Annotated in this window: 26 protein-coding genes; 4 read left to right on the top strand and 22 right to left on the bottom strand. The window is 37.8% G+C overall.

Translation table 11 applies throughout. From position 1 onward, the window contains the following. Nucleotides 1–6: 6 nt before the first annotated feature. Genes EO130_RS04985 through EO130_RS04975 form a run of 3 tightly spaced genes read left to right on the top strand, consistent with a single transcriptional unit; the run spans nucleotide 7 to nucleotide 1,157 of the window. Nucleotides 7–336, top strand: a complete 330-nt coding sequence (locus tag EO130_RS04985) for an iron-sulfur cluster assembly protein (protein ID WP_127140420.1) — start codon at nucleotides 7–9, stop codon at nucleotides 334–336. Between the two features lie 36 nt (nucleotides 337–372). Next, nucleotides 373–618 (top strand): TIGR03643 family protein, encoded by a 246-nt coding sequence (locus EO130_RS04980; protein WP_127140419.1) that lies wholly within the window; start codon nucleotides 373–375, stop codon nucleotides 616–618. A gap of 29 nt (nucleotides 619–647) precedes the next feature. Continuing rightward, on the top strand, nucleotides 648–1,157 hold the full coding sequence (locus EO130_RS04975) for a DUF2480 family protein (protein ID WP_127140617.1): 510 nt from the start codon (nucleotides 648–650) through the stop codon (nucleotides 1,155–1,157). Between the two features lie 429 nt (nucleotides 1,158–1,586). Here EO130_RS04975 and EO130_RS04970 read toward each other — a convergent pair whose 3' ends face one another. Genes EO130_RS04970 through EO130_RS04960 form a run of 3 tightly spaced genes read right to left on the bottom strand, consistent with a single transcriptional unit; the run spans nucleotide 1,587 to nucleotide 4,194 of the window. Then, complete coding sequence (locus EO130_RS04970) at nucleotides 1,587–2,636, bottom strand: glycosyltransferase family 9 protein (RefSeq protein ID WP_127140418.1); 1,050 nt, start codon at nucleotides 2,634–2,636, stop codon at nucleotides 1,587–1,589. Then, complete coding sequence (locus EO130_RS04965; RefSeq protein ID WP_127140417.1) at nucleotides 2,620–3,225, bottom strand: DUF4254 domain-containing protein; 606 nt, start codon at nucleotides 3,223–3,225, stop codon at nucleotides 2,620–2,622. Before EO130_RS04965 ends, EO130_RS04970 begins: the two co-directional genes overlap by 17 nt. A gap of 39 nt (nucleotides 3,226–3,264) precedes the next feature. Further along, a complete protein-coding gene (locus EO130_RS04960; protein ID WP_127140416.1) occupies nucleotides 3,265–4,194 on the bottom strand; it encodes a DUF6427 family protein in 930 nt (309 codons plus the stop codon). A 39-nt stretch (nucleotides 4,195–4,233) separates the two neighbouring features. Between EO130_RS04960 and EO130_RS04955 the strand changes: the two genes are divergently transcribed. Beyond that, the gene (locus EO130_RS04955) at nucleotides 4,234–4,455 is read left to right on the top strand and encodes a DUF6341 family protein (RefSeq protein WP_127140415.1); all 222 of its coding nucleotides are present in this window, start codon (nucleotides 4,234–4,236) and stop codon (nucleotides 4,453–4,455) included. On the opposite strand, the gene purD is transcribed toward EO130_RS04955, so the two are convergent. From purD to pseB, 19 genes are all read right to left on the bottom strand, one after another. Further along, a complete protein-coding gene (purD, locus tag EO130_RS04950; RefSeq protein ID WP_127140414.1) occupies nucleotides 4,450–5,721 on the bottom strand; it encodes a phosphoribosylamine--glycine ligase in 1,272 nt (423 codons plus the stop codon). The genes EO130_RS04955 and purD overlap by 6 nt on opposite strands. A gap of 233 nt (nucleotides 5,722–5,954) precedes the next feature. Continuing rightward, nucleotides 5,955–6,941 (bottom strand): UDP-glucuronic acid decarboxylase family protein, encoded by a 987-nt coding sequence (locus EO130_RS04945; protein WP_127140413.1) that lies wholly within the window; start codon nucleotides 6,939–6,941, stop codon nucleotides 5,955–5,957. Nucleotides 6,942–7,034: 93 nt separating this feature from the next. Further along, nucleotides 7,035–8,384, bottom strand: a complete 1,350-nt coding sequence (locus EO130_RS04940) for an exopolysaccharide biosynthesis polyprenyl glycosylphosphotransferase (RefSeq protein WP_127140412.1) — start codon at nucleotides 8,382–8,384, stop codon at nucleotides 7,035–7,037. A gap of 543 nt (nucleotides 8,385–8,927) precedes the next feature. Beyond that, a complete protein-coding gene (locus EO130_RS04930; RefSeq protein WP_127140411.1) occupies nucleotides 8,928–9,698 on the bottom strand; it encodes a WecB/TagA/CpsF family glycosyltransferase in 771 nt (256 codons plus the stop codon). Between the two features lie 61 nt (nucleotides 9,699–9,759). Continuing rightward, complete coding sequence (locus EO130_RS04925; protein ID WP_127140410.1) at nucleotides 9,760–10,359, bottom strand: WecB/TagA/CpsF family glycosyltransferase; 600 nt, start codon at nucleotides 10,357–10,359, stop codon at nucleotides 9,760–9,762. Nucleotides 10,360–10,361: 2 nt separating this feature from the next. Then, nucleotides 10,362–11,261 carry a hypothetical protein gene (locus EO130_RS04920; RefSeq protein ID WP_127140409.1) on the bottom strand — a complete coding sequence of 300 codons (900 nt, stop codon included), beginning with the start codon at nucleotides 11,259–11,261 and terminating at the stop codon, nucleotides 10,362–10,364. Beyond that, on the bottom strand, nucleotides 11,258–12,502 hold the full coding sequence (locus EO130_RS04915) for an O-antigen ligase family protein (protein WP_127140408.1): 1,245 nt from the start codon (nucleotides 12,500–12,502) through the stop codon (nucleotides 11,258–11,260). The genes EO130_RS04920 and EO130_RS04915 overlap by 4 nt, the downstream gene beginning before the upstream one ends. A 7-nt stretch (nucleotides 12,503–12,509) precedes the next feature. Continuing rightward, a complete protein-coding gene (locus tag EO130_RS04910) occupies nucleotides 12,510–13,493 on the bottom strand; it encodes an O-antigen ligase family protein (RefSeq protein ID WP_127140407.1) in 984 nt (327 codons plus the stop codon). A 139-nt stretch (nucleotides 13,494–13,632) separates the two neighbouring features. Next, nucleotides 13,633–14,661 (bottom strand): glycosyltransferase family 52, encoded by a 1,029-nt coding sequence (locus EO130_RS04905; RefSeq protein ID WP_127140406.1) that lies wholly within the window; start codon nucleotides 14,659–14,661, stop codon nucleotides 13,633–13,635. After that, complete coding sequence (locus EO130_RS04900) at nucleotides 14,652–15,908, bottom strand: lipopolysaccharide biosynthesis protein (protein ID WP_127140405.1); 1,257 nt, start codon at nucleotides 15,906–15,908, stop codon at nucleotides 14,652–14,654. Before EO130_RS04900 ends, EO130_RS04905 begins: the two co-directional genes overlap by 10 nt. Beyond that, the gene (pseI, locus tag EO130_RS04895) at nucleotides 15,890–16,906 is read right to left on the bottom strand and encodes a pseudaminic acid synthase (protein WP_127140404.1); all 1,017 of its coding nucleotides are present in this window, start codon (nucleotides 16,904–16,906) and stop codon (nucleotides 15,890–15,892) included. Before pseI ends, EO130_RS04900 begins: the two co-directional genes overlap by 19 nt. Further along, nucleotides 16,903–17,913, bottom strand: coding sequence for a hypothetical protein (locus tag EO130_RS04890; protein WP_127140403.1), 1,011 nt, complete (start codon nucleotides 17,911–17,913; stop codon nucleotides 16,903–16,905). The genes pseI and EO130_RS04890 overlap by 4 nt, the downstream gene beginning before the upstream one ends. 6 nt (nucleotides 17,914–17,919) lie before the next feature. Next, nucleotides 17,920–18,576, bottom strand: a complete 657-nt coding sequence (locus EO130_RS04885; RefSeq protein WP_127140402.1) for an acetyltransferase — start codon at nucleotides 18,574–18,576, stop codon at nucleotides 17,920–17,922. Then, nucleotides 18,573–19,460 carry an HpcH/HpaI aldolase/citrate lyase family protein gene (locus EO130_RS04880; protein WP_127140401.1) on the bottom strand — a complete coding sequence of 296 codons (888 nt, stop codon included), beginning with the start codon at nucleotides 19,458–19,460 and terminating at the stop codon, nucleotides 18,573–18,575. Before EO130_RS04880 ends, EO130_RS04885 begins: the two co-directional genes overlap by 4 nt. 10 nt (nucleotides 19,461–19,470) lie before the next feature. Beyond that, the gene (locus EO130_RS04875) at nucleotides 19,471–19,947 is read right to left on the bottom strand and encodes a MaoC family dehydratase (RefSeq protein ID WP_206513127.1); all 477 of its coding nucleotides are present in this window, start codon (nucleotides 19,945–19,947) and stop codon (nucleotides 19,471–19,473) included. Then, complete coding sequence (locus tag EO130_RS04870) at nucleotides 19,931–20,749, bottom strand: HpcH/HpaI aldolase/citrate lyase family protein (RefSeq protein ID WP_127140400.1); 819 nt, start codon at nucleotides 20,747–20,749, stop codon at nucleotides 19,931–19,933. The genes EO130_RS04875 and EO130_RS04870 overlap by 17 nt, the downstream gene beginning before the upstream one ends. Before the next feature lie 27 nt (nucleotides 20,750–20,776). Next, entirely contained in the window at nucleotides 20,777–21,454 is a 678-nt protein-coding gene (gene pseF, locus EO130_RS04865; RefSeq protein ID WP_127140399.1) for a pseudaminic acid cytidylyltransferase, read from the bottom strand. Then, nucleotides 21,447–22,598, bottom strand: coding sequence for a UDP-4-amino-4,6-dideoxy-N-acetyl-beta-L-altrosamine transaminase (pseC, locus tag EO130_RS04860; protein WP_127140398.1), 1,152 nt, complete (start codon nucleotides 22,596–22,598; stop codon nucleotides 21,447–21,449). Before pseC ends, pseF begins: the two co-directional genes overlap by 8 nt. Beyond that, nucleotides 22,595–23,611, bottom strand: coding sequence for a UDP-N-acetylglucosamine 4,6-dehydratase (inverting) (gene pseB / locus EO130_RS04855; protein ID WP_127140397.1), 1,017 nt, complete (start codon nucleotides 23,609–23,611; stop codon nucleotides 22,595–22,597). The genes pseC and pseB overlap by 4 nt, the downstream gene beginning before the upstream one ends. Nucleotides 23,612–23,718: the final 107 nt, after the last annotated feature.

Here is a 23,718-nt window from a genome sequence, read left to right as displayed (position 1 = left end):
CGTAGCATGAGCGAAGAAACTACCATAGATACACAAGAACTGGGCGAAAAAATCGTAAAGGTGCTCAAGACCATTTACGACCCAGAGATTCCAGTAGACATTTACGAGCTAGGGCTGATTTACGACGTGTTCGTAAACGAAGATTACGAAGTAAAGATTTTGATGACCCTTACCTCGCCCAACTGTCCCGTGGCCGAAACCTTGCCCGTGGAGGTAGAGGAGAAAGTGAAGTCCATCGATATGTTGAAGGACGTGGAAGTGGAGATTACCTTTGACCCACCTTGGGCACAGGAGTTGATGAGCGAAGAGGCCAAACTGGAACTGGGAATGTTATAAATTACCAAGAAACCATTCCAAAACCATACACCGAAAATGTCAGAAGAGTTGACCGTTAGGGAAATTGATAGAATTATTGAAATGGCCTGGGAAGACAGAACCCCTTTTGAAGCCATCGAATATCAGTTTGGCTTAAAGGAGAACGATGTGCGCGAAGTGATGCGGACCCACTTAAAACGATCTTCCTTTGAGCTATGGCGCAAACGGGTAAAAGGTAGAAAAACGAAGCACCAAAAAACATCTCCGGCCGATAGATTCCGATCACAGAACCAAAAATTATGATGGATTCCTGCCTGCGCAGGAATGACAGTATGGAAGATGAAATTATAAACAGAGTAGCCCAAAGTAAGTTGATCACCTTCAACCTCGAGGATTACTATCCCAAAGGGGAGCGCAAGGTATTGGACATTGCAGATTGGCTCTATGAAGGCTTTATTTTGCGCGAAAATGAGTTTCGTGCCCATGTGGAGGCGCATGATTGGGCATCCTACCAAGACGCTTATGTAGCGCTTCAATGTTCTTCGGATGCCATAGTGCCCGGTTGGGCCTTTATGCTGATAGCTTCCAAACTACAGCCCTATGCCAAAAAAGTGGTCCAGGGCAGCCTACAAGACTTGGAAACCGCACTGTACCAACCTATTTTGGACAACTTGGACGTGACGGAGTTCACCGATAAGCCGGTCATTATTAAAGGATGTTCGCATAAACCTGTTCCCGAAAATGCCTACCTCATGGCCATCGCCCGCATTCAACAAGTGGCCAAAAGCGTCATGTACGGCGAAGCCTGTTCTTCGGTGCCGCTTTTTAAACGAAAGAAGTAGTTTTCAGTGGTCCAGTAAGCAATGGACAGTAGTTCGGTACGCAGTTGAGAAATCTTTAGGGAGTCCGAAGTTGAGAGTTGCGTGTTACGAGTTGTGAGTCGGAAGCCCGAAGTCCGAAGTCGGAAGTTGAGAGTTGCGGTTGCGAGTTCAGAGTTAGTAGTAGGCAGTGGTTCAGTATGCAGTGGGCAATTGAGCAATTCAAAAATGTCTAAGCTGATTCGGCTTGCCGAAAACCTCCAAAAAATCACCTTTCAACCTTAAACCTTAAACTTTGAACTTGAATTTGAGCTTTTCGAACAGATTTCTCCATCGTCACTTCGTTCCTCATGTCGAAATGACCATCGCTCAGCAACCGTTCGGAATGACTGCTCAGCAACCCCACAGAATAACACATTTCAAAAGGTGTCGAACTATATTAAGAAAAAGTAATTAAGGTTCCAATAGCGGAAGTAGCTTTTTCAACACATCGGTTGGTTCAATCGTCTTCATGACATTTTCATAGCCTTTGAGCACTTTGTTACCATAAATCGAAGTGGGTATCAAAGGATAGGTTTCCCGGTCGGCCATTAGTGCATTTTCCATAGGTTGGCCAAAGGGATAAAATCCGGCATACGGATGGGTAACGCCCCAAAGGGTGACCACAGGAATACCATAATTGGCGGCCATGTGCGCATTTCCGCTATCCATGGACAACATTATATCCAAATTGGAAATCAGCTGCAACTCTTCGGACAATTTGAGTTTGCCTGCCATACAAAACGTATTTTCGTAAGCGCTGGCCATATGTTCCAAAGTCTTTATTTCCGTGTCCCCTCCTCCGAAAAGCAATATTTTATACTTATTGGTATGGTTGAGTTCTTTGATTACCATTTCCATGTATTCCAGCGGATACATTTTTCCTTCGTGGGCCGCAAATGGTGCTATTCCGACCCATTTCTTGGTGTCCTGCTGTACCAAATCCAATACTTTCGGACTTAGCGGAAGTCTTTCAAGTGGTTTGACGGTGCTCAAATCGACAGGAAAACCGAGTTCTGAAAAAACTTGGGCATAGCGTTCATGGGTAGTTTTAAGTTGCTTAAAAACTTTGTTTTTGGATCTAGTCAATGCTTTTTTTTCCTTGCTGCCTTTGTCAATTTGGGCAAAGGGAATACGTGCCAAGCTAAAATACTTTTTTAGCACCCTGCTTCGCAACACATTGTGCAAGTCGGCAACAACATCAATTTCCAAAGGCTTGAGTTCTTTATACAAACGCCAAAGCCCCATGAGGCCTTTGTGTCTTTTGTTAACATCGGCCGTATGAACCTGTAAGTTTTCTATTCCATCAAAAATGGGGGCAAACGCCTTTTTGGTGAGTACGGTAAGGCGAAGATGAGGGTATTGTTGCACTAGGCTTTTGATTACCGGTACCGTCATGGCCACATCGCCCATAGCGGACAACCGAATTATCAATATATGGGTCTGCTTACCCTTTTTGTCCACGTAGTACCGGATTTAGTTCTTCGTCGTTGTACATTTTCATCTGTTTATAGACCTTCATGTACTTGTTCCCTGCCTCGATATCGGATAGCAATTGGTCTATGGCGGTGGAAAGATCTTTTTTCTGTTCCAACAAAACCGCTAGCTTTTCACTGCACTTTTGGATGTGTTCCTTTGATGCATCGGTGCGGTTCACCTCTTCTTGCATGTGATAAATCTTCAATGCCAATATGGACAATCGGTCAATGGCCCACGCAGGGCTTTCGGTATTGATGGTAGCATTTTCCTTTACCTGTACCGATTGGTATTTATTCAAAAAATAACTGTCAATATACTCTACTAAATCTGTCCTGTCCTGGTTACTGGCATCAATTTTTCGCTTCAGTTCCAAGGCGGCTTTTGGTTCAATGTCCGGGTCACGGATAATGTCCTCGTAATGCCACTGCACGGTATCTATCCAGTTTTTTCGATAGAGCAAATGTTCTACTTGATCCTTTGGATACGGATTGGTAAATTCTTGGTTTACATTGTCCTTAATATGATAGGTGTCGATACTTTTCTGAAAAATGTTGAAGGCAAAATCGCTGAACATGACTTAAAATTTGTTCAAAGATATTGCTTTATGGTGTATTTAATCCAGGTGAACAATAAAAAGAGTACAGGCCAGGGCCATACTTGCCAAGAGAACGATCTCTTGAAGCTTTTCCTTTTTGATGCCTTCAAAATAATTGGTAAAGAACACGGCTGCCGGAAAAAAGGCGATCAACACGGGAGATGCATCGGCTGGTGTAAACAGAATGATGCCGGTTGCCAAGATGAAAATGAGAAATACAATCCGCAATAACAGCAATTTTCCCCCACTCACATTCCGAAGCCTAATGAACACCAAAACGGAAACCAAGATGGTCAAAATGAGGTAGATCAATGTTTTTACATTCAGCACCTGAAAAAAGGACTTTGTGGTAAACAGTCCTAATGAGAATTGGTAGTGCTCCTCAAAAAAACCCAAAGCTCCTTTAAGCTTGAGCACAGTAAATGTCAACATAAATATGGCCGACATTCCCAAAAACGGGACCATCCAGTTTTTGAGCGTTTTGCGATCGTAGACCCCGATCACAAAAAAAACGAGCAACATAAAGGCAAGGGCCCAATCGTAAAACAAACTGGCCAGGGAAATCAACAGGGAGGCATCAAATATTTTGTGCTTTACGTTCCTGCTTGATTTAACGGACAATATTCTCCAAAAAGCCAGCAACAGAAAAAAGTTGGCAAAAATGACCTTGTCCAAAACCAGCTCATCCGAAAAGCTGATGATCAACAGCAGAAAAAACAACATGGCGTAGGAATTGGATTCCGTTGCCTTTTCTGTCCGCACAATGAGGTTGACAATGAAAATGGCAAGCAAAAGTCCTATAAACAGCAGAAGTTCGAGCCCAATTATCTGGTTGACCCTTTGCTCCCCCAGCCTAAAGAATACATGGGTAAAATAGAAAAGGAACAGAACGATAGCGAGAACAATGTAGTTTATGGGTTTAGTTTTTCCGAAAAAGCTTGAAATCATCCTATCTTTTGCTACTTTTGTAAAGTAAATATAGCCAAGATGAGCAAGTTTTTTTACGGTATAGAGGACTTATTTGTAAATTATCTTTTTGCACCATTGGATGCGTTGCGTTTTATGCACAGCTGGTGGGGCTCCAACACCATTAACTGGATTTTTATGATCATCGGTTTTGTGGCCATGGTCTACTGGATGGGCCAGTTGAAAATTTTTAACGAAAGCGGTGAGGAGGACAAGAGCATCAGCTCACACTCCTATCTATAGGTCAAATCCTAGGTCTTTTCGGTAATACATCCCATCAAAATGGAGCTTTTCCATATTTTGATAGGACGTTCTTAATGCTTCCCTAAAATCTTTTCCAAAGGAAGTAACGGCTATGACACGACCACCATTGGTCACAACTTTTCCATCGGCCTCTTTGGTTCCTGCGTGAAACACTAGGGAATCTGTAATGGTTTCCGCTCCTGTGATTTCCTTGCCTTTTTCATATGCTTCGGGATACCCGCCAGAAACTGCCATTACGGTTGTGGCAGCTCTTTCATCAATTTGTAAATCGATTTGGTCCAGTGTTCCATTGGCCATAGCCAGCAGCACTTCCACCAGGTCACTTTCGAGGCGCGGAATGACCACTTCGGTTTCTGGGTCGCCCATGCGCACATTGTACTCGATTACCTTGGGGTTGTCACCCACCTTGATCAAGCCGATAAAGATAAATCCAATATAGGGCAAATTGTCCTTTTTAAGGCCCTCCACGGTAGGCTTTACGATTTGACGCTCAATCTTGTCCATAAAATCGGAATCGGCGAAAGGAACCGGAGATATGGCCCCCATTCCGCCCGTATTCAGTCCTGTATCGCCCTCACCTATTCTTTTGTAGTCTTTTGCCGTTGGAAGAATTTTGTAATTAGCGCCATCCGTCAGCACAAAACAGCTCAATTCTATCCCGTCCAAAAACTCCTCAATGACCACGGTGGCACTGGCATTTCCAAATTTGGATTCAAGCAACATCGATTTGAGCTCGTTTTTGGCTTCTTGTAAATCTTTCAAAATCAAAACACCCTTTCCAGCAGCCAATCCATCGGCCTTGAGCACATAAGGAGGTTGTAGCGTTTCCAAAAAAGCGTAGCCTTGTTCCAAAGTATCCTTGGTGAAGCTTTCGTAGGCTGCCGTTGGAATATTATGGCGCATCATGAACTCTTTGGCGAATTCCTTGCTTCCCTCCAGTTCGGCGGCTGCTTTTTGCGGCCCGATCACCGGAACTGATTTCAGCTCTTCATCCTCCAGAAAAAAATCATGCACTCCGTTGACCAAAGGGTCTTCTGGGCCTACTACCACCAGTTCAATGTTTTCCTTCAACACCAACGTCTTGATAGCTTCAAAATCGTTGACACCTACTTCAACATTAGTGGCTATCTGGGCAGTGCCGGCATTGCCCGGTGCTACAAAAAGTTTAGATGTTTTGGGGCTTTGGGAAATTTTAAGGGATATGGCGTGCTCGCGACCACCGGACCCCAGGACAAGAATGTTCATGGTTCGACGTTTTGGCAAAAATAACGCAATTCAAACTTAATTTAAGGGTTATTTACAGATGATCTTGGACTGCTTCTTGACAGGACTGCCTGCCACAGGTGGGAACGTTACGTATACCTCTTTGCCATTATTAGAGAGTAGCCATCGTTTAGAGGGTATGCCGGAAATTTTAGAAAAAACCCAACAGACTGCTCTTTCGTCACCCCGCTCCTTATTTCAAGATGACATAAAAGTTACTTTTTGTTGTGATGGGTAAAGTCCCTGTGCTCGGTTTTTTCCAAATCTTCTTTGGATAATCCTTTAAAGAACTCGAAGGTCTTTCGCATACCTTCTTCGCGTCCCACTTTGGGTTCCCATCCTAAAATCTCCTTGGCCTTGGTAATATCGGGCTGGCGCTGCATGGGATCGTCCTTGGGCAAAGGTTTGTATACAATTTTTTGGTCGGTTCCGGTTAGTTTGATGATTTCTTCCGCGAAGTCCTTAATGGTAATCTCATTCGGGTTCCCAATGTTCACGGGTAGGGTATATTCACTCATGAGCAAACGGTAAATTCCCTCTATCTCATCATCTACATAACAGAAAGAGCGTGTCTGTGAACCATCACCAAAAACGGTCAAGTCTTCACCGCGAAGTGCCTGTCCCATAAAAGCTGGAATCACTCGTCCATCGTTTAGTCGCATTCTGGGGCCATAGGTGTTGAAGATACGTACGATGCGTGTATCCAACCCATGAAAACGGTGATATGCCATAGTGATGGATTCCTGAAAGCGCTTGGCTTCATCGTACACTCCCCTTGGGCCAATGGTATTCACATTGCCATAGTATTCCTCCGTTTGTGGGTGTACCAATGGATCTCCGTATATTTCCGAGGTGGAAGCGATCATAAAACGAGCATTCTTCTCTTTGGCAAGCCCCAATAAGTTGTGGGTCCCCAAAGCTCCCACTTTCAGTGTTTGAATGGGTATCTTCAGATAATCGATAGGGCTTGCAGGTGAAGCAAAATGTAGAATATAATCCAGTTTACCGGGAACATGGACAAAGTTGGTGACATCGTGATTGTAGAATGTAAATCGTTCCAAAGGGAACAGATGTTCTATGTTTTTGAGATCCCCAGTAATTAGGTTATCCATGGCGATAACATCATAGCCCTCTGCAATAAATCGGTCGCAAAGGTGGGAGCCGAGAAAACCTGCTGCACCGGTGATGAGAATTCTCTTCATTTATCTTTATTGAATAAAGTTCTTGCTTTTACAAACATAATCTTTACAAACGCGGGATAAAAGTTTTATCGTCAAGTATTCAATATTTCAGCTTTAATACGCTTTTTCTTCACCTTTCAAGATGTTTATTGCCGTTTGAAATATAATTTTCAAATCCAGCAACATAGACCAGTTCTCTATATAAAAAAAGTCATATCTGGTTCTGTTAACGATATCTTCGTTCCTTTCAATTTCACCTCTATACCCTTTAGCTTGGGCCAAGCCCGTTATTCCTGGTTTGACGTAATGACGGAGCATATATTTTTGAATTGTGGTATTATACTCCTTGTTCTGTCTCCATAAATGAGGCCTCGGTCCCACTACTGACATTTGTCCAAACAACACATTTACAAATTGTGGCAATTCATCAATACTTGTCCTCCTTAAAAAGCTGCCAACTCTTGTTACCCTGGGATCATTTCTTGTTGCAGATTTCTCAGTTTCATTGTTAATTGCCATTGTTCTGAATTTATAGCAACCGAACCCTTCTTCTTTAAACCCTGGCCTATTCTGTTTGAAATAAATCGGCCCTTTAGAGTCAAGTTTTATCAAGATTCCAATTATAGGCATTAACCATGATAATAAGCAAATAATAATAACAGAAGAAAAAATTAAATCAAAAGCTCTTTTGGAAAATCTATTAAAGGTGTCATCCAATGGAAGTTCCCTTAAAGAAAGTATTGGAAAATATTCATAATAATCCAATTTTAAGTTTTTAGTAAAAATTTCTCTGTTATCCGGTATAAATTTCAACTTAATCAAGTTGTTGTCAGCATACTGAACATATCTACTTATGTCTGAGTTAGACAACTCTTTTACAGAACAATAAATTTCATCTATTTCCGCCTTTTTGATAAACCTCAGCGACTCTTTCAAGTCAAAAGTTTTTGATTTTGGTGAGAATTGTTTAATCACATTGTACCCATATTCTCCATGCTTTTCAAACATATTAATTAATTGGTCTGTCATTCCATTCTTTCCAATTACCACAATATCCCTCATGCTTCCTTTTACCTTTGTCCTGTATTGCATTAATAGGTAGTAATTCAATAATTTTAACGCGAAAATTGAGAAAAACACAGATATAAAAAAGATTCCCAGATATAGCCTGCTTATATTAGGTTGTTTAAAAAAGCCGATAAAAGCATACAATATCAAGAAGAAAAAAATGAATTGCCTGAATAACAATTTCAATATGTAAGTGACTTTCGTAAATCTAAAAATCACATAAAATTTGTTTTTAAAGGAAATAATAAACCACATGAAAGTTATATAGCCATGAAAAAGCAATGGAAACCTGAACAAAATTGGAAAGTAGTATACAAGAATATTAATCGCCAACAGATCTAAAAAGACAGAAATCAGATATATAACACTAGAAAAGTCGTTCTTCTTAAAAAACATTGCTGATTTTTATTTAATGCCGTTGTTTTTAAAAGGCACATTCTTATTGCAAAATCAAAAGTAAGTAAAGAAATCTTCTAAATCGCTTTTATCACTTTTTATTCAATTGAGCCCTTAGGCCAGTTCCTTTTGTAGAAACGTAAGGACTGTGTGCCATAAAGTGTTTAGATAAGAAATCGGGGGCAAAAAATAATTCAAACCCTCTGTTGCCTATCTAAAACACCTATCAAAAAGCAATAATAATACCCCGATTGGATAATTTATTGAGTACCTTTTAAACAGTTTGGGTTCTTTATAAATCCGATAAGCCCACCTTAAGTGGAGCCTGTTAATAATCCCTGGAAAATAATCTTTCCCCTTGTTTGCTGTTTGACTAATGAATGCTCCACAACAAAAAGATAATACCTAAAATTCTAGAACGAGGAACAGACATCTCTGCATCAGGATGTGTTGAAATTCGAGGTGCTGCTGCTAAAAAACCAAGCCGCTTTTGCATTTTTTTATTCCTGAATATTCCTAATTTTGCAAACTACTTTTATGTAGTTAATTAGTTTTTAATTGCTTAGTCAAAAATTCTGGTAAAAAGAGTCTAAGAATAAACCAAGGTTCTAATAAATAACGTTTCCAAAGTCTTTTAGGTTCACTCAATAAACGGTATAACCATTCAAATCCTAAACGCCCCATCCAGCGAGGAGGTGTAGGTATTACACCAGCGACATAATCTATACAAGCACCACTAGGAAGAATTACGTTGGTAGAAATTTGTTCGAGGTTGTCAATAATCCAGTTTTCTTGTCTAGGCATACCCATTCCCACCATTAATATATGTGGTTGGTAATCCTTAATTTCTGCCAAAACTGACTGATTTTCAAGACTATCAGTATTAGAACCAATATAACCATGATGGGTTTTTATTTCTAAATTGGGGAATTTCTCCCGGAGAATTTCTGCCCCTGTTTCGGCTACTCCTGGTTTTGAACCTAAGTAAAAAATCCGCCATTTTTTCTCTTTTGCTTCAGCCATCAGCGGCCATACCCAGTCTGCATAAGTAACCCTATGTTCTCTTTGCAGAGGTAGTCCTAAACGTTGCCCCAGTAATACCAAAGCCATACCGTCTATATGGGTATAATCTGCTTGGGTATAAAAAGTCTGCATTTTTGGTTGATGATGATATAAATACAGACTATGTAGATTATGGTTGGCAATAATCCATTTTTGATTTTGTTGAACGGCTGTATCAATGAGTTGATTAAGTTCATTAATAGTTAGGGCTTGGGTGCGAATCCCTAAAAAATTATAGAAAGTTAGATTCATGGTTGTGGAAAAGTAGTTTATGCTGAGTATAATATTATTCATCACTAAAAGTTGCGGAAACTTATAAATTTTTGTAGCCAATAATCGCTCTAATGTAGGGTAAAAACCAGTACAAATACCAGAATGCTCCAGAATATCGGCGCACAAGAACAGTCCAAGGTCCGATAGGAAATGCTTTAATTTCAGTGGCCTTTACAATAAAGTACTCTTGTTTTGGGGTTCCCATTCCAACGATTGTGCAATCAACTTCTTTAGAAATAAGTGCATTAATCACTCGCTCTTCGATCAGGTCAAAGCCATTATAGGTATGAACAATATTCATTTGAGGATAATTCTCCTTGACGGTCTTTATAAAAGAAGACATATCGTCTTCTGAGCCCCCTATAAAGACCTCTTTTATGTTCGCCTTTTCAAGATAACCAAAAAATTCATTGAAATAGGAAGAAAAATCTGGGGCCTTACGCTTATATTTTTTGCCCATAAATATTCTTATAAAGAGCAACAACATAATACCGTCCAAGGTGAAGAAATCAATTTTTTCAGCGATTTTCGGAGTCTTTCGCAAAACCTGATAGTTATAAATATTAACATAAGAAACAATTTGAGAACTCTTTTCAAATTGAATATTATCTGTTATTTTTTGAAAAATCTGATTAATCATTCTTATAGATTAAATTCATTACTGTAGCGAAGTAACTTATTGGAAAGAAATTCATTAAGGTAAAGTTCTTGTACCCATTTATTTCCGTTATTGTTAAACTCTCCTAATCTTAATTTTTCGAAAGATTCCAATTCTGGGAGTACAACCCTGTAAACGATGAGTTCTTCTTTTTCCATGGTAACGCATTTACAATACCTTTTACTGCCAAAAAGTGCAGAGAGGTTATCAAAATCACCATTTTCCTTAACTAGATGAACCATAATCTTATTCTTAGAAGCTACTTGATTTTTTGTTATTAGAAACAATTCATTATCTGCCAATAAAACATAAAATCCAAATGAGTTTTTATAAAATGTTCCTTCAAAGAGTCTTTTAGCAAAATAGTTTTTAAGACTGTTCAATCCAGTGGTCTTCAAGAATTTTTCTTTGGCGGCATTATTGCTTTTAGTGTTAATTTCCGAATATCGAATTTGTTTAGCCCATAGGTTTTTGGCTGAACCACTTTCAGTCCTTCTGAATTGGCCCGTCCTTACACCAACAAAGCCCTTACTTTCAATCTTTATGGAAATTGTATCAAAATCACCGAGCCCTATTTTTGTTAACGTGGATATTTTTTCCTGCTTTGGAAAGAAATCTTCATTATCAAACGTATTGTCCTTTTTAATCAAGTGCAACATTACTTTGTAACGAAGAAACTCCTTTCTTTCCTTAAAAAAATAATATATCGAGTTTGTGTTGATTAATACATAAGTTTCGTCCCTGACCTTTTCAAAATATCCATTGACAAAGGCTTCGTCAAGTTTAGCCTGAGCAACTTGATAGTTTACCCCACCTTTCTTTTCAGAACTTTGGCAAGAAAGAAATAGATATACTAAAACAACTAAAAAATGATATTTGCTCATTGCCTTGTATTAGGTTCCCAAAATAGCAGTGGGGGTATGAAAGCATAAAAATATATTCCCATTTGTCTATTCAGTGCAACTTCAACAAAAAGAAGTGCCAATATCAAGGTGTAAACCGATAAAAATAACGGCTTTGACCTCAACCTAGCCAGTCTAATGCATACCAAAATGGATGTTAAAAAGCAGATTAACCCTAATACTCCAAATTCATAACATATCTGCAAATAGTTGTTGTGCAGGTTCCAGGTTGAAATCAACTTCATGGCCCTAATGGTTGGCCAATCGTAATTATTCATCAAAATGTCTTTCTCAACCTTCCACTTAAACATATCCTTTTTTGAACCCAGACCAAAGCCGAATAAGGGATTTTCCTGTAATTGTTTAATAGCTGTTTCCCAAAGCCATATTCTTTGGGTAACTCCATCTTCCCTGCTTGTACCGAGCTCATTTCTTTCCCTGCTTGAAAAAAGTTCATTCAGTCGATTACCATCAAACGCAAAAGCAGAAAAAAAGATGAAAGAAAGGGATATGAGAGCAACAAATAGATACGTATAGTGCTTTCTTTTGACGCTTATATAAACGAAGTGTCCCAACACAAAAACTAATATTAAAATTCCCAGTTTAGATTGTAACAAAAGAAGGGAGATCCCAAAAACAAGATATCCAAAAGCCTTGTAGAAAGTTTTTACCACAATTTTATTGAGAAACACAAGGGCTGTAATGATATAAATTGAATAATATAAAGGATGTAAATCTAAAACTCCTGCAAACTCGAAATATAAAATATGTTGTAAGTCACCGTCTCGTAAAACCCTAAATACAGCATAAATAATCGAGATAAGACATGAAACAAACACCCCTAAAATAAAGCAAAGCTTTAATTTATAATAATTGATTTTCGTAGGAGCCTTTGTAAACAAAAGAAAAAATGGAACAAATAAGATTGGTGAAGTCCTTATAATCAACTCTAATGCCCTATCTTGAAAATCTGTGAAAAAAATTCCAGCCAAATACATCAAAAAAATAAAGGCGTAGGATAGTAGAAATAATAGATCATTGCTTTTAGGCAATTTCATTTTAAGGTAAAACAGAGAAGTTACTGAAAATAGAAGCAAGGATATGGAAGAAAAAAATGGTGTTAAACAAAAAGAAAACGCAAACAAATAAATTGAAAAAGCCAACGCATTCTTTTCAAGATGTGGTTTTAAATTAAATTTAAATATACGCGTTGAATTAGACATCAAAAGCTTATTTATTTAACCTAGGGCTACCCCTGTTTTCAAGGTGAAAAGATGATATAATCAAGATGGAGAACAAGTATAAATTGAAAATCATATTTGAATACCACAAAACAATATAGAGCAGTGCAATTAAAAGCGAAGTTATGTTTTTAAGTGAAAGCCTGTAAAGCAAAACAAAAAAAGCTCCCCCACCAACAACACCCCAATCATTGATTAATCGAATAAAATCATTGTGAGGGAATATATCCAATCCAATTTCTTCGATAATTAAATTCCTAGAATATTCATTTCCTTTGCCAAATAATATCTCCCATTTATTTCCAGAAATAAAGTTTTCTTCAACAATTTCATAAAGCCTATATCTAAGTCCAAAGGAGGCATCCCTTGCATCTTTGTAGCGTAATGTAATTATCTCAGGGTACTTCTCCACAACCAAGCCATACAAATAATAAACAAAAAACAACGTTAAGAAGAAAACCATAAAAACACCTCCCTTGTTTAGGGCTTTCTTATTTATAAAATAGGTCAAAAAAGGGTACCCGATCAAAAAAATCATTACCAACCTTGTTTTTGACAATGCTACGAAAAGAAATACAAAAAGAAACACTAATATCCTTATCCATCTCTTTTGGTCGGACAACGTGTCAAATAATATAAAAAGGGCTACTAAAAGGCCTGAAAAAGTTGTGGGGGATCCAGTAAAACCAATGTATCTTTCCCCAACTTCCATATAAGCATGGTTAACAAAAAGAAACATTACGGACATTACCAAGTAAATAACCAAATACCTTCTTACTATTTTGCTTTTGAGAATAAACCCGGATTCTATGATAGTTAAATACAAAAAAAGAAAGAATGAATATGTTGCAAATAAGATTGGAATACTATAGCGTACCGTGCTAAAATTCGCTGCTGAAACCAAAAGCACTAGTAAGATGAGCAGAAGGTTAGGTAAATCTTGCTGTGAAACCATCAATTTCTTCTGCTTCATAGCTTTAATAGACAGAAACACCAGGATTATAAAGAAATATGGAGCAGTAACTCGGAACGGTTCAAGGTCAAAAAAAAAGATTGCTCCTAAAAGAACCGGATAACCTAAAATTGATGACAGTAAAAGTCTATTCCCAAACTTAATCTTCAAAATTCTTCATATTTAAGTTAGCCAACTTTAAGCACTTGGTTTCCCTTAAAAAGGAAATTTTAGGGCTCTTATCAAAAAATATAGTGTATATCTCCTCTTTAGGATACCCTGCCATTAAAATATCGATAACTATTGAGGATGAGAAGTTTATGATTTTCTCAAATTCAAAATAATCAATTCCCTCTCCAATGAATCTCTTATCCAGCAAGGTAACATTGTTATTCCTGATTTCATTGTTAAACAAATCAACATTCTCCCTAGGGTGTGGCTTTATAACGATTTGCTTTTGTGGGAAGGCGTTGATTAAGATTTTAAATATATTCTTTTTTTCATCGTCCTTCATACCATAATCCTCACTCGGGAACGAGTAAATAAGAATTTTTTTCGTGGAGTCAGAATAAACCCCTTTGCTTTTTCTCGAGGGGCCCAGAATCTGCAGATACTCTACATCCTTTCTTTTCTTTGGCAACAGTTTCGGCATTCTTGCGTAAACAATGTTTATTCTAGGGTCCCGACCCAAAGTATACACGTAATCTATCCTTTCGCCAAATAGAATCGGCGTAAGCAATTTGTAAGCAAGCTTTGTCAGTTGTGTATTAAATGTCCTGCCTGTTTTATAATATCCAATACCCTCTTCCACCGCAATCAGATTCGATATTTTAACGCTCACTGAGGGTGTGGCCAGCAACATTTGGGAAAAAACATCTTTTTCACTTCCTATGAAAACATTGAGCCCATTTGTTAATGAGTACTGTGTTTGATATTCTGTTATCTCACCTCGAATTCTTTGAATGGCACGCTTTGCCTCTTTAAAATAGCTCAGGTCCAATCTAAACAACCTTCTTTTGGAGAACTCGAAAACGTTAATTCTCTCCGTTTTGCAATTACAATTTTCAAATGAAACATGTTTACTATGAAAGACCAAGGTTGTTTCTAAGTCAAAGAGGTTCTTATCAACAGACCCTATCATGTATTTTTGAAAGGGTGTAAGCACTATTACAATGTTTTCTACCTCCATTGACCCATAAGGTTTTTGCCATATTTTCTCTTAACAAGAAAAAGAACAAAATTTCCAGCCAATAGTGCAAAAGCTGCACCATAAATTCCAAAAAAAGGAATTAGAAGGGTATTCAATAAAATATTAAACACACAGGCTAAAAAAGTCGCTTTGAAAATTAGGGCTTCCTTCTCAAAACCCACAATAACAAAATGGTATGAAAAGTTAAGGTTTAAAAATAGAAAAGCTGTAAGCAATATGTAAAATATAGGTATGTTGGGATACAATTCGCTCCGACCTATATATTTTAAGAAAAGCGGTATTAAAACAATTGACGAAATCGCATACAAGATTATGATAAAAAATGTTTTTTTTTGAATATTTTTCATTGCCTTTAATGTGATATCCCTGCTTTTTTCATGTACTCCCTGAATTATATCCGGATAAATGAAAGAAATATACATTGTAAAAATGATAACATTAATGAGGTTAGCCAACTGAAAATAGAGTGCGTATATCCCCAATTCAGTTTTATCAAGAAAAAAGGCAATTAAATACCGGTCGGAATACTCTATAACTTTTAAACAGATTGTTGACATGAACATTGTTAGGCCAACCCCAATTCCTTTTCTAATCCACTTAAAATCAATTTTCTCCCGTGCAAAAGACTTTATATTAGGATAAAACGAAATACCCAAAACACACGTTACAAAAGCAAAAAACAACCATAATCTTAGTATTTCAGGTATGCTTATTTGGAAACCTTGGATAAAAAAAAGAGCAAAAACTATGATTCCTGACCAACTACCCGTTCTTAGAAGCAATAATAAATTGGCAAATAGTGGCTTCCTCATCGCTATATAAGACCTGAACAATTCTTGACCAAGGTGTTCAAAAATTATTAAAAAATAAAGTGTCCAAAACGACCCAATATCAATTACATCAAAATTATTAGTTGTAAACCAAATAAAAGGAAACAACAGCAAGTACGAAAAAGAGTAAAAAACCAAGGAGTTTTTAAAAAAGAACACCTCTCTTTTTTTTTGCTTTATCAACAACCTATTTGCGTATACATAAAAATCGAAGCCAAACAGAATTATCATCAACGCCACAGAAGTACTGACCAGGGTATACTCCCCTTGAAATTCAAGAGATATCTCCTTGGTCAACAAAAATGTCAGCAAAAATCGAGAGCCTAGGCCCAACAATCTGCATGAAACCGTAAGTAACTTGTTATATAAATCTTTATTTAACAAAGCATTGCCCATGTTAATGCAGTACCCGCATTGTATGAATTGTTTAGCTTCCTGCCTAATACATCATTTAAGTACTTAGGGTGAAGTCCATAACCTGGTCTTACAGAGCGAAGATTTTCCTCTGTGACTAGGTCCCCGGCCTTTACATCCTTGGACAGGAACAAGGACCTTCTTCTTAACTTATTTCTTTCGGTCAAGGAATAGTCTATCTCTCCCAGGCATTTTTCCGCATCCCTTACGGCACTAACCATTTCCTTGAACTCATCTGGATTCATTGAAAACGCCGAGTCAACACCTCCCAATCCTCTATCCATTATGAAATGTTTCTCAATAACCCTTGCTCCCAATGCAACCGAAACAATGGGAACCGTTGCTCCCATTGTATGATCCGAGAGGCCTACTTTAACATTGAATGTGGTTTTTAGGTTTGGAATGGTCTTTAGGTTAGCCATGTCAGGAACAGCAGGATACTCTGAGGTGCATTTTAAAAGGGTAATATCTTCGTTCCCCATTTTGCGACAAGTGTTAACAGCAAGTTCTATATCGGCCAACGATGCCATTCCGGTAGAAATGATAACCGGTTTGTTCTTAGATGCAACGTATTCGATAAGTGGAATGTCGGTAATTTCCGGGGAGGCAATTTTATAGAGCTGAACGTCCAAAGATTCCAAAAAATCAACCCCTGCTTTATCAAAAGGTGAAGAAAAAAATATCATCCCCAGTTCTTCCGTCTTTTCTTTCAGGACGGGATGCCACTCGTACGGCAAACTACCCTCAGTAAAAAGTTCATATAACGTTCTTCCTTTCCATAAGCCATCCTTTCTGGGCCCAAAAATATCATTGTTTACATTTAGGGTTAATGAATCTGCCGTGTAGGTCTGAACTTTTATAGCATCTGCACCTGATTTTGCGGCCGCTTCAATGGTCCTGACTGCGAGATCCAAATCATTATTGTGGTTTGCGGAAAGTTCAGCGATTATGAACACGCCGTTTTCAGTCTCTTTATTCATAATGTTTCTTCAATTATTTTTATTACTCTGCTCACTCCTTTATGGTCAACTATTTCTTTTGCCCTATTTCCTAGTTTTTCTCTAAAGTCCACATCCAAGAGTGTATCTATTGCGTGATTGAGCTGACCTTCATTTATGTTGTCTATTAGTCCAAGGTGGTAAAGTGCACCTGTTCTATTGGCTAGAAAGTCCGAGGCGATAGTGTTCGATTTCTGGTGACCAATGCTGATTACTGGCATTCCTATACTCATCAACTCATAGGTACTTACTCCAAAAGCAGCTATTACCACATCTGATTCAATTACTTTATCAAAATCAAACTCCTTAAGGCTAACATTATTTGGTAAATAAGATGGAATACTCCCGTGGTGCAGATAATTCTTTCCGAAATAAAAAACAAAATTTATTTCTTGCCATCTATCAAAATCCAGCAAATTATATACTGCCTCCAACACATTTTTGGGGTCACTTCCGCCGCTAATTATACCAACTTCATTGACTTTTAGACCATAATTCTTACCTGATTTTTTGACCCCGTTCACCCTTTCGTTTAAAATCGAATACTCAAGACCCTGATATACTTTTGTTCCACTCTTAATAAAACCTTCAAAAAAAGAGTCGTTTTGGTGAATTGATGGTAAAATGAAAATGTCTGATAAAAACCTCGATTCGGTTAAATTTTGATAGAAAACAACTTTCGTCCTTGGTTTAACTTTTTTCAGTTTTTCCTCACTAAAGGAACATATTGCGTCTACATACAGAAGATCAAAGTTGCCGCCAATACATATTTCAACGGTTTGATCCTCTTCTTTGCCTATTTTCAGATTGTAATGTTCAAACTCAAAACTTGGCAATTGACCCCAGAACACGGATTCTGTGTGAACAAAAGCTACGTAAAAACCCTTACTTCTTAAAGCCTTAGCTAAATGATAACTTCTAAAAAAATGTCCTAGGCCTATCTGTTCTCCTGCATCTACTCTAAAAAGTAACCTCTTGCCTCCTATCATTCTAAATTAATTCACTGTTCCAATTTGTCTGGCCGGATTTCCTACCATTTTAGCATAATCTGGTACATCTTTCAATACTACCGCCCCAATTCCTGTCACAGACCATTTGCCTAATGATACAAACTCTAATGTAGTTGCATTAGTGCCTAAATAGGCCCCCTCTTTTAAAACCACATCTGCACCAATACAAGCATTATTGGCAACGTAACTGTAATCATTCAGTTTTGCTCCATGACCAATTAGAGATTGGGCAAAAATTTGAACATGATTACCTATCTCAGTATTTGGGCCAATTGATACGAAAGGTTGAATACAGGTGCCGTATCCTATCTTGCTAAATTTGGAAATAACCGCTGTTGGGTGTACCAGTGTGGCAAATCTCTCTTTAGGAATTTCAAGTTCATGAAGTTTTGAAAGAAACTTAAAATTAAGTTTAACGGAAATCAACGAGTAGAAAAAATATATGTCCGGTTGTTCAATATATTTTTGGACAACGGTTTTGTTTATTTTACCAATAATTGGATAGCCGTTAATAGGTTCCGTTTCATTATCGTTTAAAAACCCCAAGACTTCCCATGTCTTGTCCCTTTTATTGATATCTTCAATTGTTGACAAGGCCACAGTTCCATTACCATATCCTCCAATAATTATAATCTTTTTCATTGCTTTTTTCTTTGAATCAACTTATCCTTTTCAAGAATTTTATTTGCTTTGGCCACAAATGGAGGGCCAATAAACTTACCGTTGATTATTGCGACCCCTATACCTTCTTTTCTCGCTAGCTGATCTGAAATTAATATCTCTTTGGAATGTTCTACTTCCTCCTTTGATGGGGAATAATATTTATGCACAAGAGGAATCTCGATGGGATTTAAAACCAGCATTCCTTCAAAACCTAATTTAACAGACAATTGAAGGTTTTTTTCTAAATCTTCAAGGTCTTTGACCCTAACATGTACAGTGTCTATTGGAATCACATTTTGCGCTCTGGCCCCCATCGCAATCATTGCCCTTGGGCTAAAAAGACTAAGATGCTCTTGGTCATGTATTCCTTCCAAGTCCGTTATAAAGTCTTCAGAACCAAAAGCTATGGCTACTACTCTATCTGAAGCTGCACAAATTTCCTGAACATTCATTACCGCCGAGGCCGTTTCAATCAACGCTATAATTTTAAAAGATCCTATCTCATATCCCTTTTCGAATTCTATTGTCTCCAAGAGTTTGTCAAAAAAATATATATCCTCTCCTCTTTTCGCTTTCGGATACATAAAACCTGTAATACCCGGTATTGTCAATTGACTAACGTCCTTTAGTAATTGGCCACTTTCTCTGTCATTAATTCTAGGGAAAATTGTCCGCCCTTTGAACTTCCCGTTTTTCAAGTACTCTATAATCTTATCTCTGGCGACTTGTTTATTTGCCACTGGCTGAACTGAGTCTTCAATATCAAGAAGCAATATGTCGGCGTCTACCTTGATAGCGCTTTGCATGAGCTTTTCACTATGGGCGGGAACAAACATTAAGCTCCTCATTAAAACATCTTTCATAAAGTTCTACTTAGGTTTTTTTAGGGACTAAAACTTTTCTTTTAAAACTGAGAACATTCTGTTTATGTTGATTGTATGCAATTGTTTCGACATGAACTATGCCTCTATCAATTTTAGACTTAGACTCTCTCTTGGCTAGTATTTTAGTTCTGGCATAGAGGGTGTCATTTATAAAAACTGGGTGTAAGTGTTTAATTTCTTCATATTCTAAATTGGCAATAGCCTTTCCACTTATGTCAGGAACGGTTATTCCAACAACTAAGCTAAAAACTAATGTGCCTACCACAAGTAGCTGCCTGTGCTGCTTTTGTTCGGCATAGTCCAAGTTAATGTGTACTGGATGATGATTCATCGTCAGCAGACTGAAAAAATTATTGTCGCTTTCAAAAATAGTTTTGGATCCTTGGTGCAAAATCTCTTCGCCTATAATGAAATCCTCAAAGTATCTTCCAAATTGTGTCGTAGACATGTTATCGTCTGAATTCATTAATTATTCTTTTTGCAAGTTTTATATGGGGTTTTTCCACCACCTGATTGTCTATCAAGATAGGGTCAAATTCATTCTCCCCTCCTCGTTCATTTAATTTCTCTTGCACGTTCAATGCCCACGTATAATCATTTTCACTGTAAAACTTTGTTTTGTTGACGATTTCCAATTGATTTGGATGAATAATAAACTTTCCATCATAGCCCTTGTCAAATCCATCCATCAATTCTTCTCTAAAGTTTTCTTCATCCTTAATGTACATTGATGCGATATCGATTGATATAATGTCATACGCTCTAGAAAAATACAAAATTTGTTGCCTCAAAACCTCTAGATTTTGTAGTGTATGCTTTGCTTGTATGGCGGCTATAAAATCATGGCTTCCCAGGGCCAATCCATATATTTGTTGATGATAAATAGAAAGCTGTGTAAAGCATTCAATATATAATCTGGGGGTCTCAACAAGTAGAATAACCTCCAGTTTTAATTTTGTTCTTTTTAAACAAGCTTCAAAATCTTTAAAGCCTGCCATTTTTGGAAACACAAAACGGGTAAAGCCATTTTCAAGTAACCTATCAAATATTTCAAAATCAAAACACCCCTTCGAATCTATTATTGGGATTCTGAAAAAGCATTTTCGGATATCCTCCTTGGGATATTTTAGAATCTGCTCCAATAAACCCGCTTTTTCAGAATCTTTAACAGCGTCTTCTAAGTCAATTATAATCTCAGTAACCCCTTTTTCTCTAATTCGGAGCAGCTTGTCTATCCTATTTGCCGGTATAAAGAAAAACGTTTGCATGGGGCCAACTTCTATTTGTAATCTATATTACTGGTTTTGCTTTTGCTGATTGAATTTGTACTTCAATTCCGCTAGTTCCCAATCTTCATTTGTATCAATATCCTGAGCCTGATTGCCATTAATGACTACAACACCCTTTTTCGCTCCATGCAGCCTTTGGTTGTTGGTCATCCAATAAAATTGTCCTGCATCATGATATGAACGTTCTAAATCCTGTGATCTTGATTTATAATATTCAGGGAAGAAAAAGTGCATCCTATTGTCAGCGTCAATTTTTATTGCTCTTTGTATAGGGTAGGAATATTCTACGACAGGCCTAACCGAATCATATTGATTTTTCTGTAGCACATTTAACCCTTTATTCAATACATCCAAACTTGCTAGTGGTGCTGTCGGTAAAATACAGCAAATAAAATCGAAATCTGTGGTATACTTTGATAACACTTCATCGACTACCTCAGAGAGGGTCGAAAAATCATCTGAATTCTTTGCTGACCTTAAAAATGGGACACTTGCACCAAATTCTTCAGCAATCGAAGCTATTTCCTCGTCATCAGTGGAAACCATCACTTCTGTGAAGAGATTGCTCTTAATTGCCAATTCAATTGAATAGGCAATTATTGGCTTCCCCAAAAAATGTTTTAAATTTTTTCTCGGAATCCTTTTACTGCCTCCCCTTGCCGGTATGATTGCCAAATTATTCATTAAACTCTAGCGTTTTTTCTATCACAAAATCCTGTTCACTATCCTTTAAAGAGGGATACATTGGCAAACTGATACAGCTGCCATAATATTTAAGTGCGTTGTTTAAATCTGCATTCTCATAACCTATTCTCTTATAATAGGGCAAGGTATGCACAGGGATATAATGGATTTGAGCAAAAATGTTGTTCTTTTTTAAGAAATCATATAAGCCTTTCCTATTCTCAACTTCTATAACAAAAAGGTGATGGGCGTTCAAATCTCCTTTCGACAGTGATTGATATTTGATTTTTCCCTTGAACGCTGCTTTATATTTTTCGGCTATTTCATTTCTCTTTAACACTCCTAAATCATTCTTCTCTAGTTGCGTAATTCCAAGGGCTGATTGAATATCTGTAAGTCTATAGTTATACCCAAGTTCTTGCATCTCGTAATACCACCCCCCATGATTTTCAAGCATATTTTCCTTTGAAATTCCATGGGTTCTTAAAAACATCATTTTTTTATACAACTCCTCATTGTTTGTGGTCAGCATACCTCCCTCGCCACATGCAATATGTTTTACTGGATGAAATGAAAAAACGCTAATATCCGCGTAATTACCATTTCCACAGTGTTGCTTTTCTCCATTTGAATCTGTAAAATGGGCCCCCGGCGCATGGCAAGCATCTTCAATTATCCATAAATCATGCTCCTTTGCCAGTTCTTTGAACTTCTCCAAATTTACTGGCAATCCTGCAAAATCGACAGGAATAATTCCCTTGAAAAATCCTTTGGGTTTACTTTCAATAAGATCCTTGGTTTTTTCATAGGAAATTAAATAGGTGTCGGGGTCGATATCCGCGAACCAGACTTCTCCTTTGACATACCTCACACAGTTCGCAGTGGCGGCAAAAGTAATTGGAGTAGTGATGACGCGTTCTCCTGGCTTAAGATTCATCGCCATGACAGCCAAATGCAATCCTGCTGTTGCGTTACTTACAGCAACCGCATATTTTGACCCTACATATTTCGAAAATTTTTCTTCGAATTCTGCTACTTTCGGGCCTTGCGTTAAATAATCAGAGGTTAAGGTCTCAATAACAGACCGGATATCTGTTTCATCTATTAATTGACGACCATAGGGAATTACGGTGTTCTGCTTCATACCTTGAAAGTTTCGTCCACATGCTCGATAATTAAATCCCTTAGACTTTCTATCGTTTCCCATTCAGTGTTTTCCCCAGAATTATATCTAAATCCGCTTGGTACTTTAATTGCGTTAAAGCTCTCAATAAAGTCATTCAAATTCCAACTCCGGGTTGCCGGCAGAATAACATAGTATCTCCCAAGGTCATAGGTGTAAAACGAATCTGAACTTGTAATCATTTCTTCATGTAATTTTTCTCCAGGCCTTATTCCAACTACCGGTTTTTTACAGTTTGGACCAATGGCCTCCGCAACATCCATTATTCTATAAGAAGGGATTTTGGGAACGAAAAGCTCTCCTCCCCAAGCATGTTCCAAAGCATGCATGACCATATCAACCCCACCTTGTAATGATATGTTAAATCTTGTCATATTAGGGTCTGTAATAGGAAGGACTCCTTCCGTATCCCTCTTGTTTATAAAAAATGGAATTACTGAGCCGTTAGAACCCATAACGTTTCCATATCTAACCACAGAGAATCGAATGGGGCTATTTCCCTTAATATTATTTGCTGCGATAAATAGTTTGTCAGAGGTCAGTTTTGTCGCGCCATATAGGTTAATAGGCGCACATGCCTTATCGGTCGATAGGGCAACAACTCTCTCAACATTGGTTTCAAAACAGGCATCCACAACATTTTGTGCGCCTCCTATATTTGTTTTAATGCACTCCTCTGGGTTATATTCTGCCAAGTGAACATGTTTCATGGCCGCCGCATGTATGACGTAATCAACACCCTTAAAAGCTCTTATCAGTCTATCCTTATCTCTTACATCTCCAATGAAGAATCGAATCTGTGGATACCTTTCCTTTGGGTACTCTTGGGCCATTTGAAATTGCTTTTGCTCGTCTCTAGAGAAAATAATTACTCTACGAACATCAGGATGTTTTTCAAAAATATGTTGGGTTAAAGCTTTGCCCAGCGAACCGGTCCCTCCGGTAATTAAAATTGATTTTCCTTCAAAATCCATCAAATTGTGATTTGTTTACAATCGTATTAAAAATAAGTGTTTTACTCCGGTCTAAAAGACAGTTTTTATTTTAAAAAACAATAAAACCTAGGTTTTATTGCTACCGA

This window comes from Flagellimonas marinaquae (assembly GCF_003992675.1).
In the GTDB taxonomy this organism is placed as follows: Bacteria; Bacteroidota; Bacteroidia; order Flavobacteriales; family Flavobacteriaceae; genus Flagellimonas; species Flagellimonas marinaquae.
The sequence above is the reverse complement of the archived record's forward strand: the minus strand, read 5'-3'. Positions and strand labels throughout refer to the sequence as shown.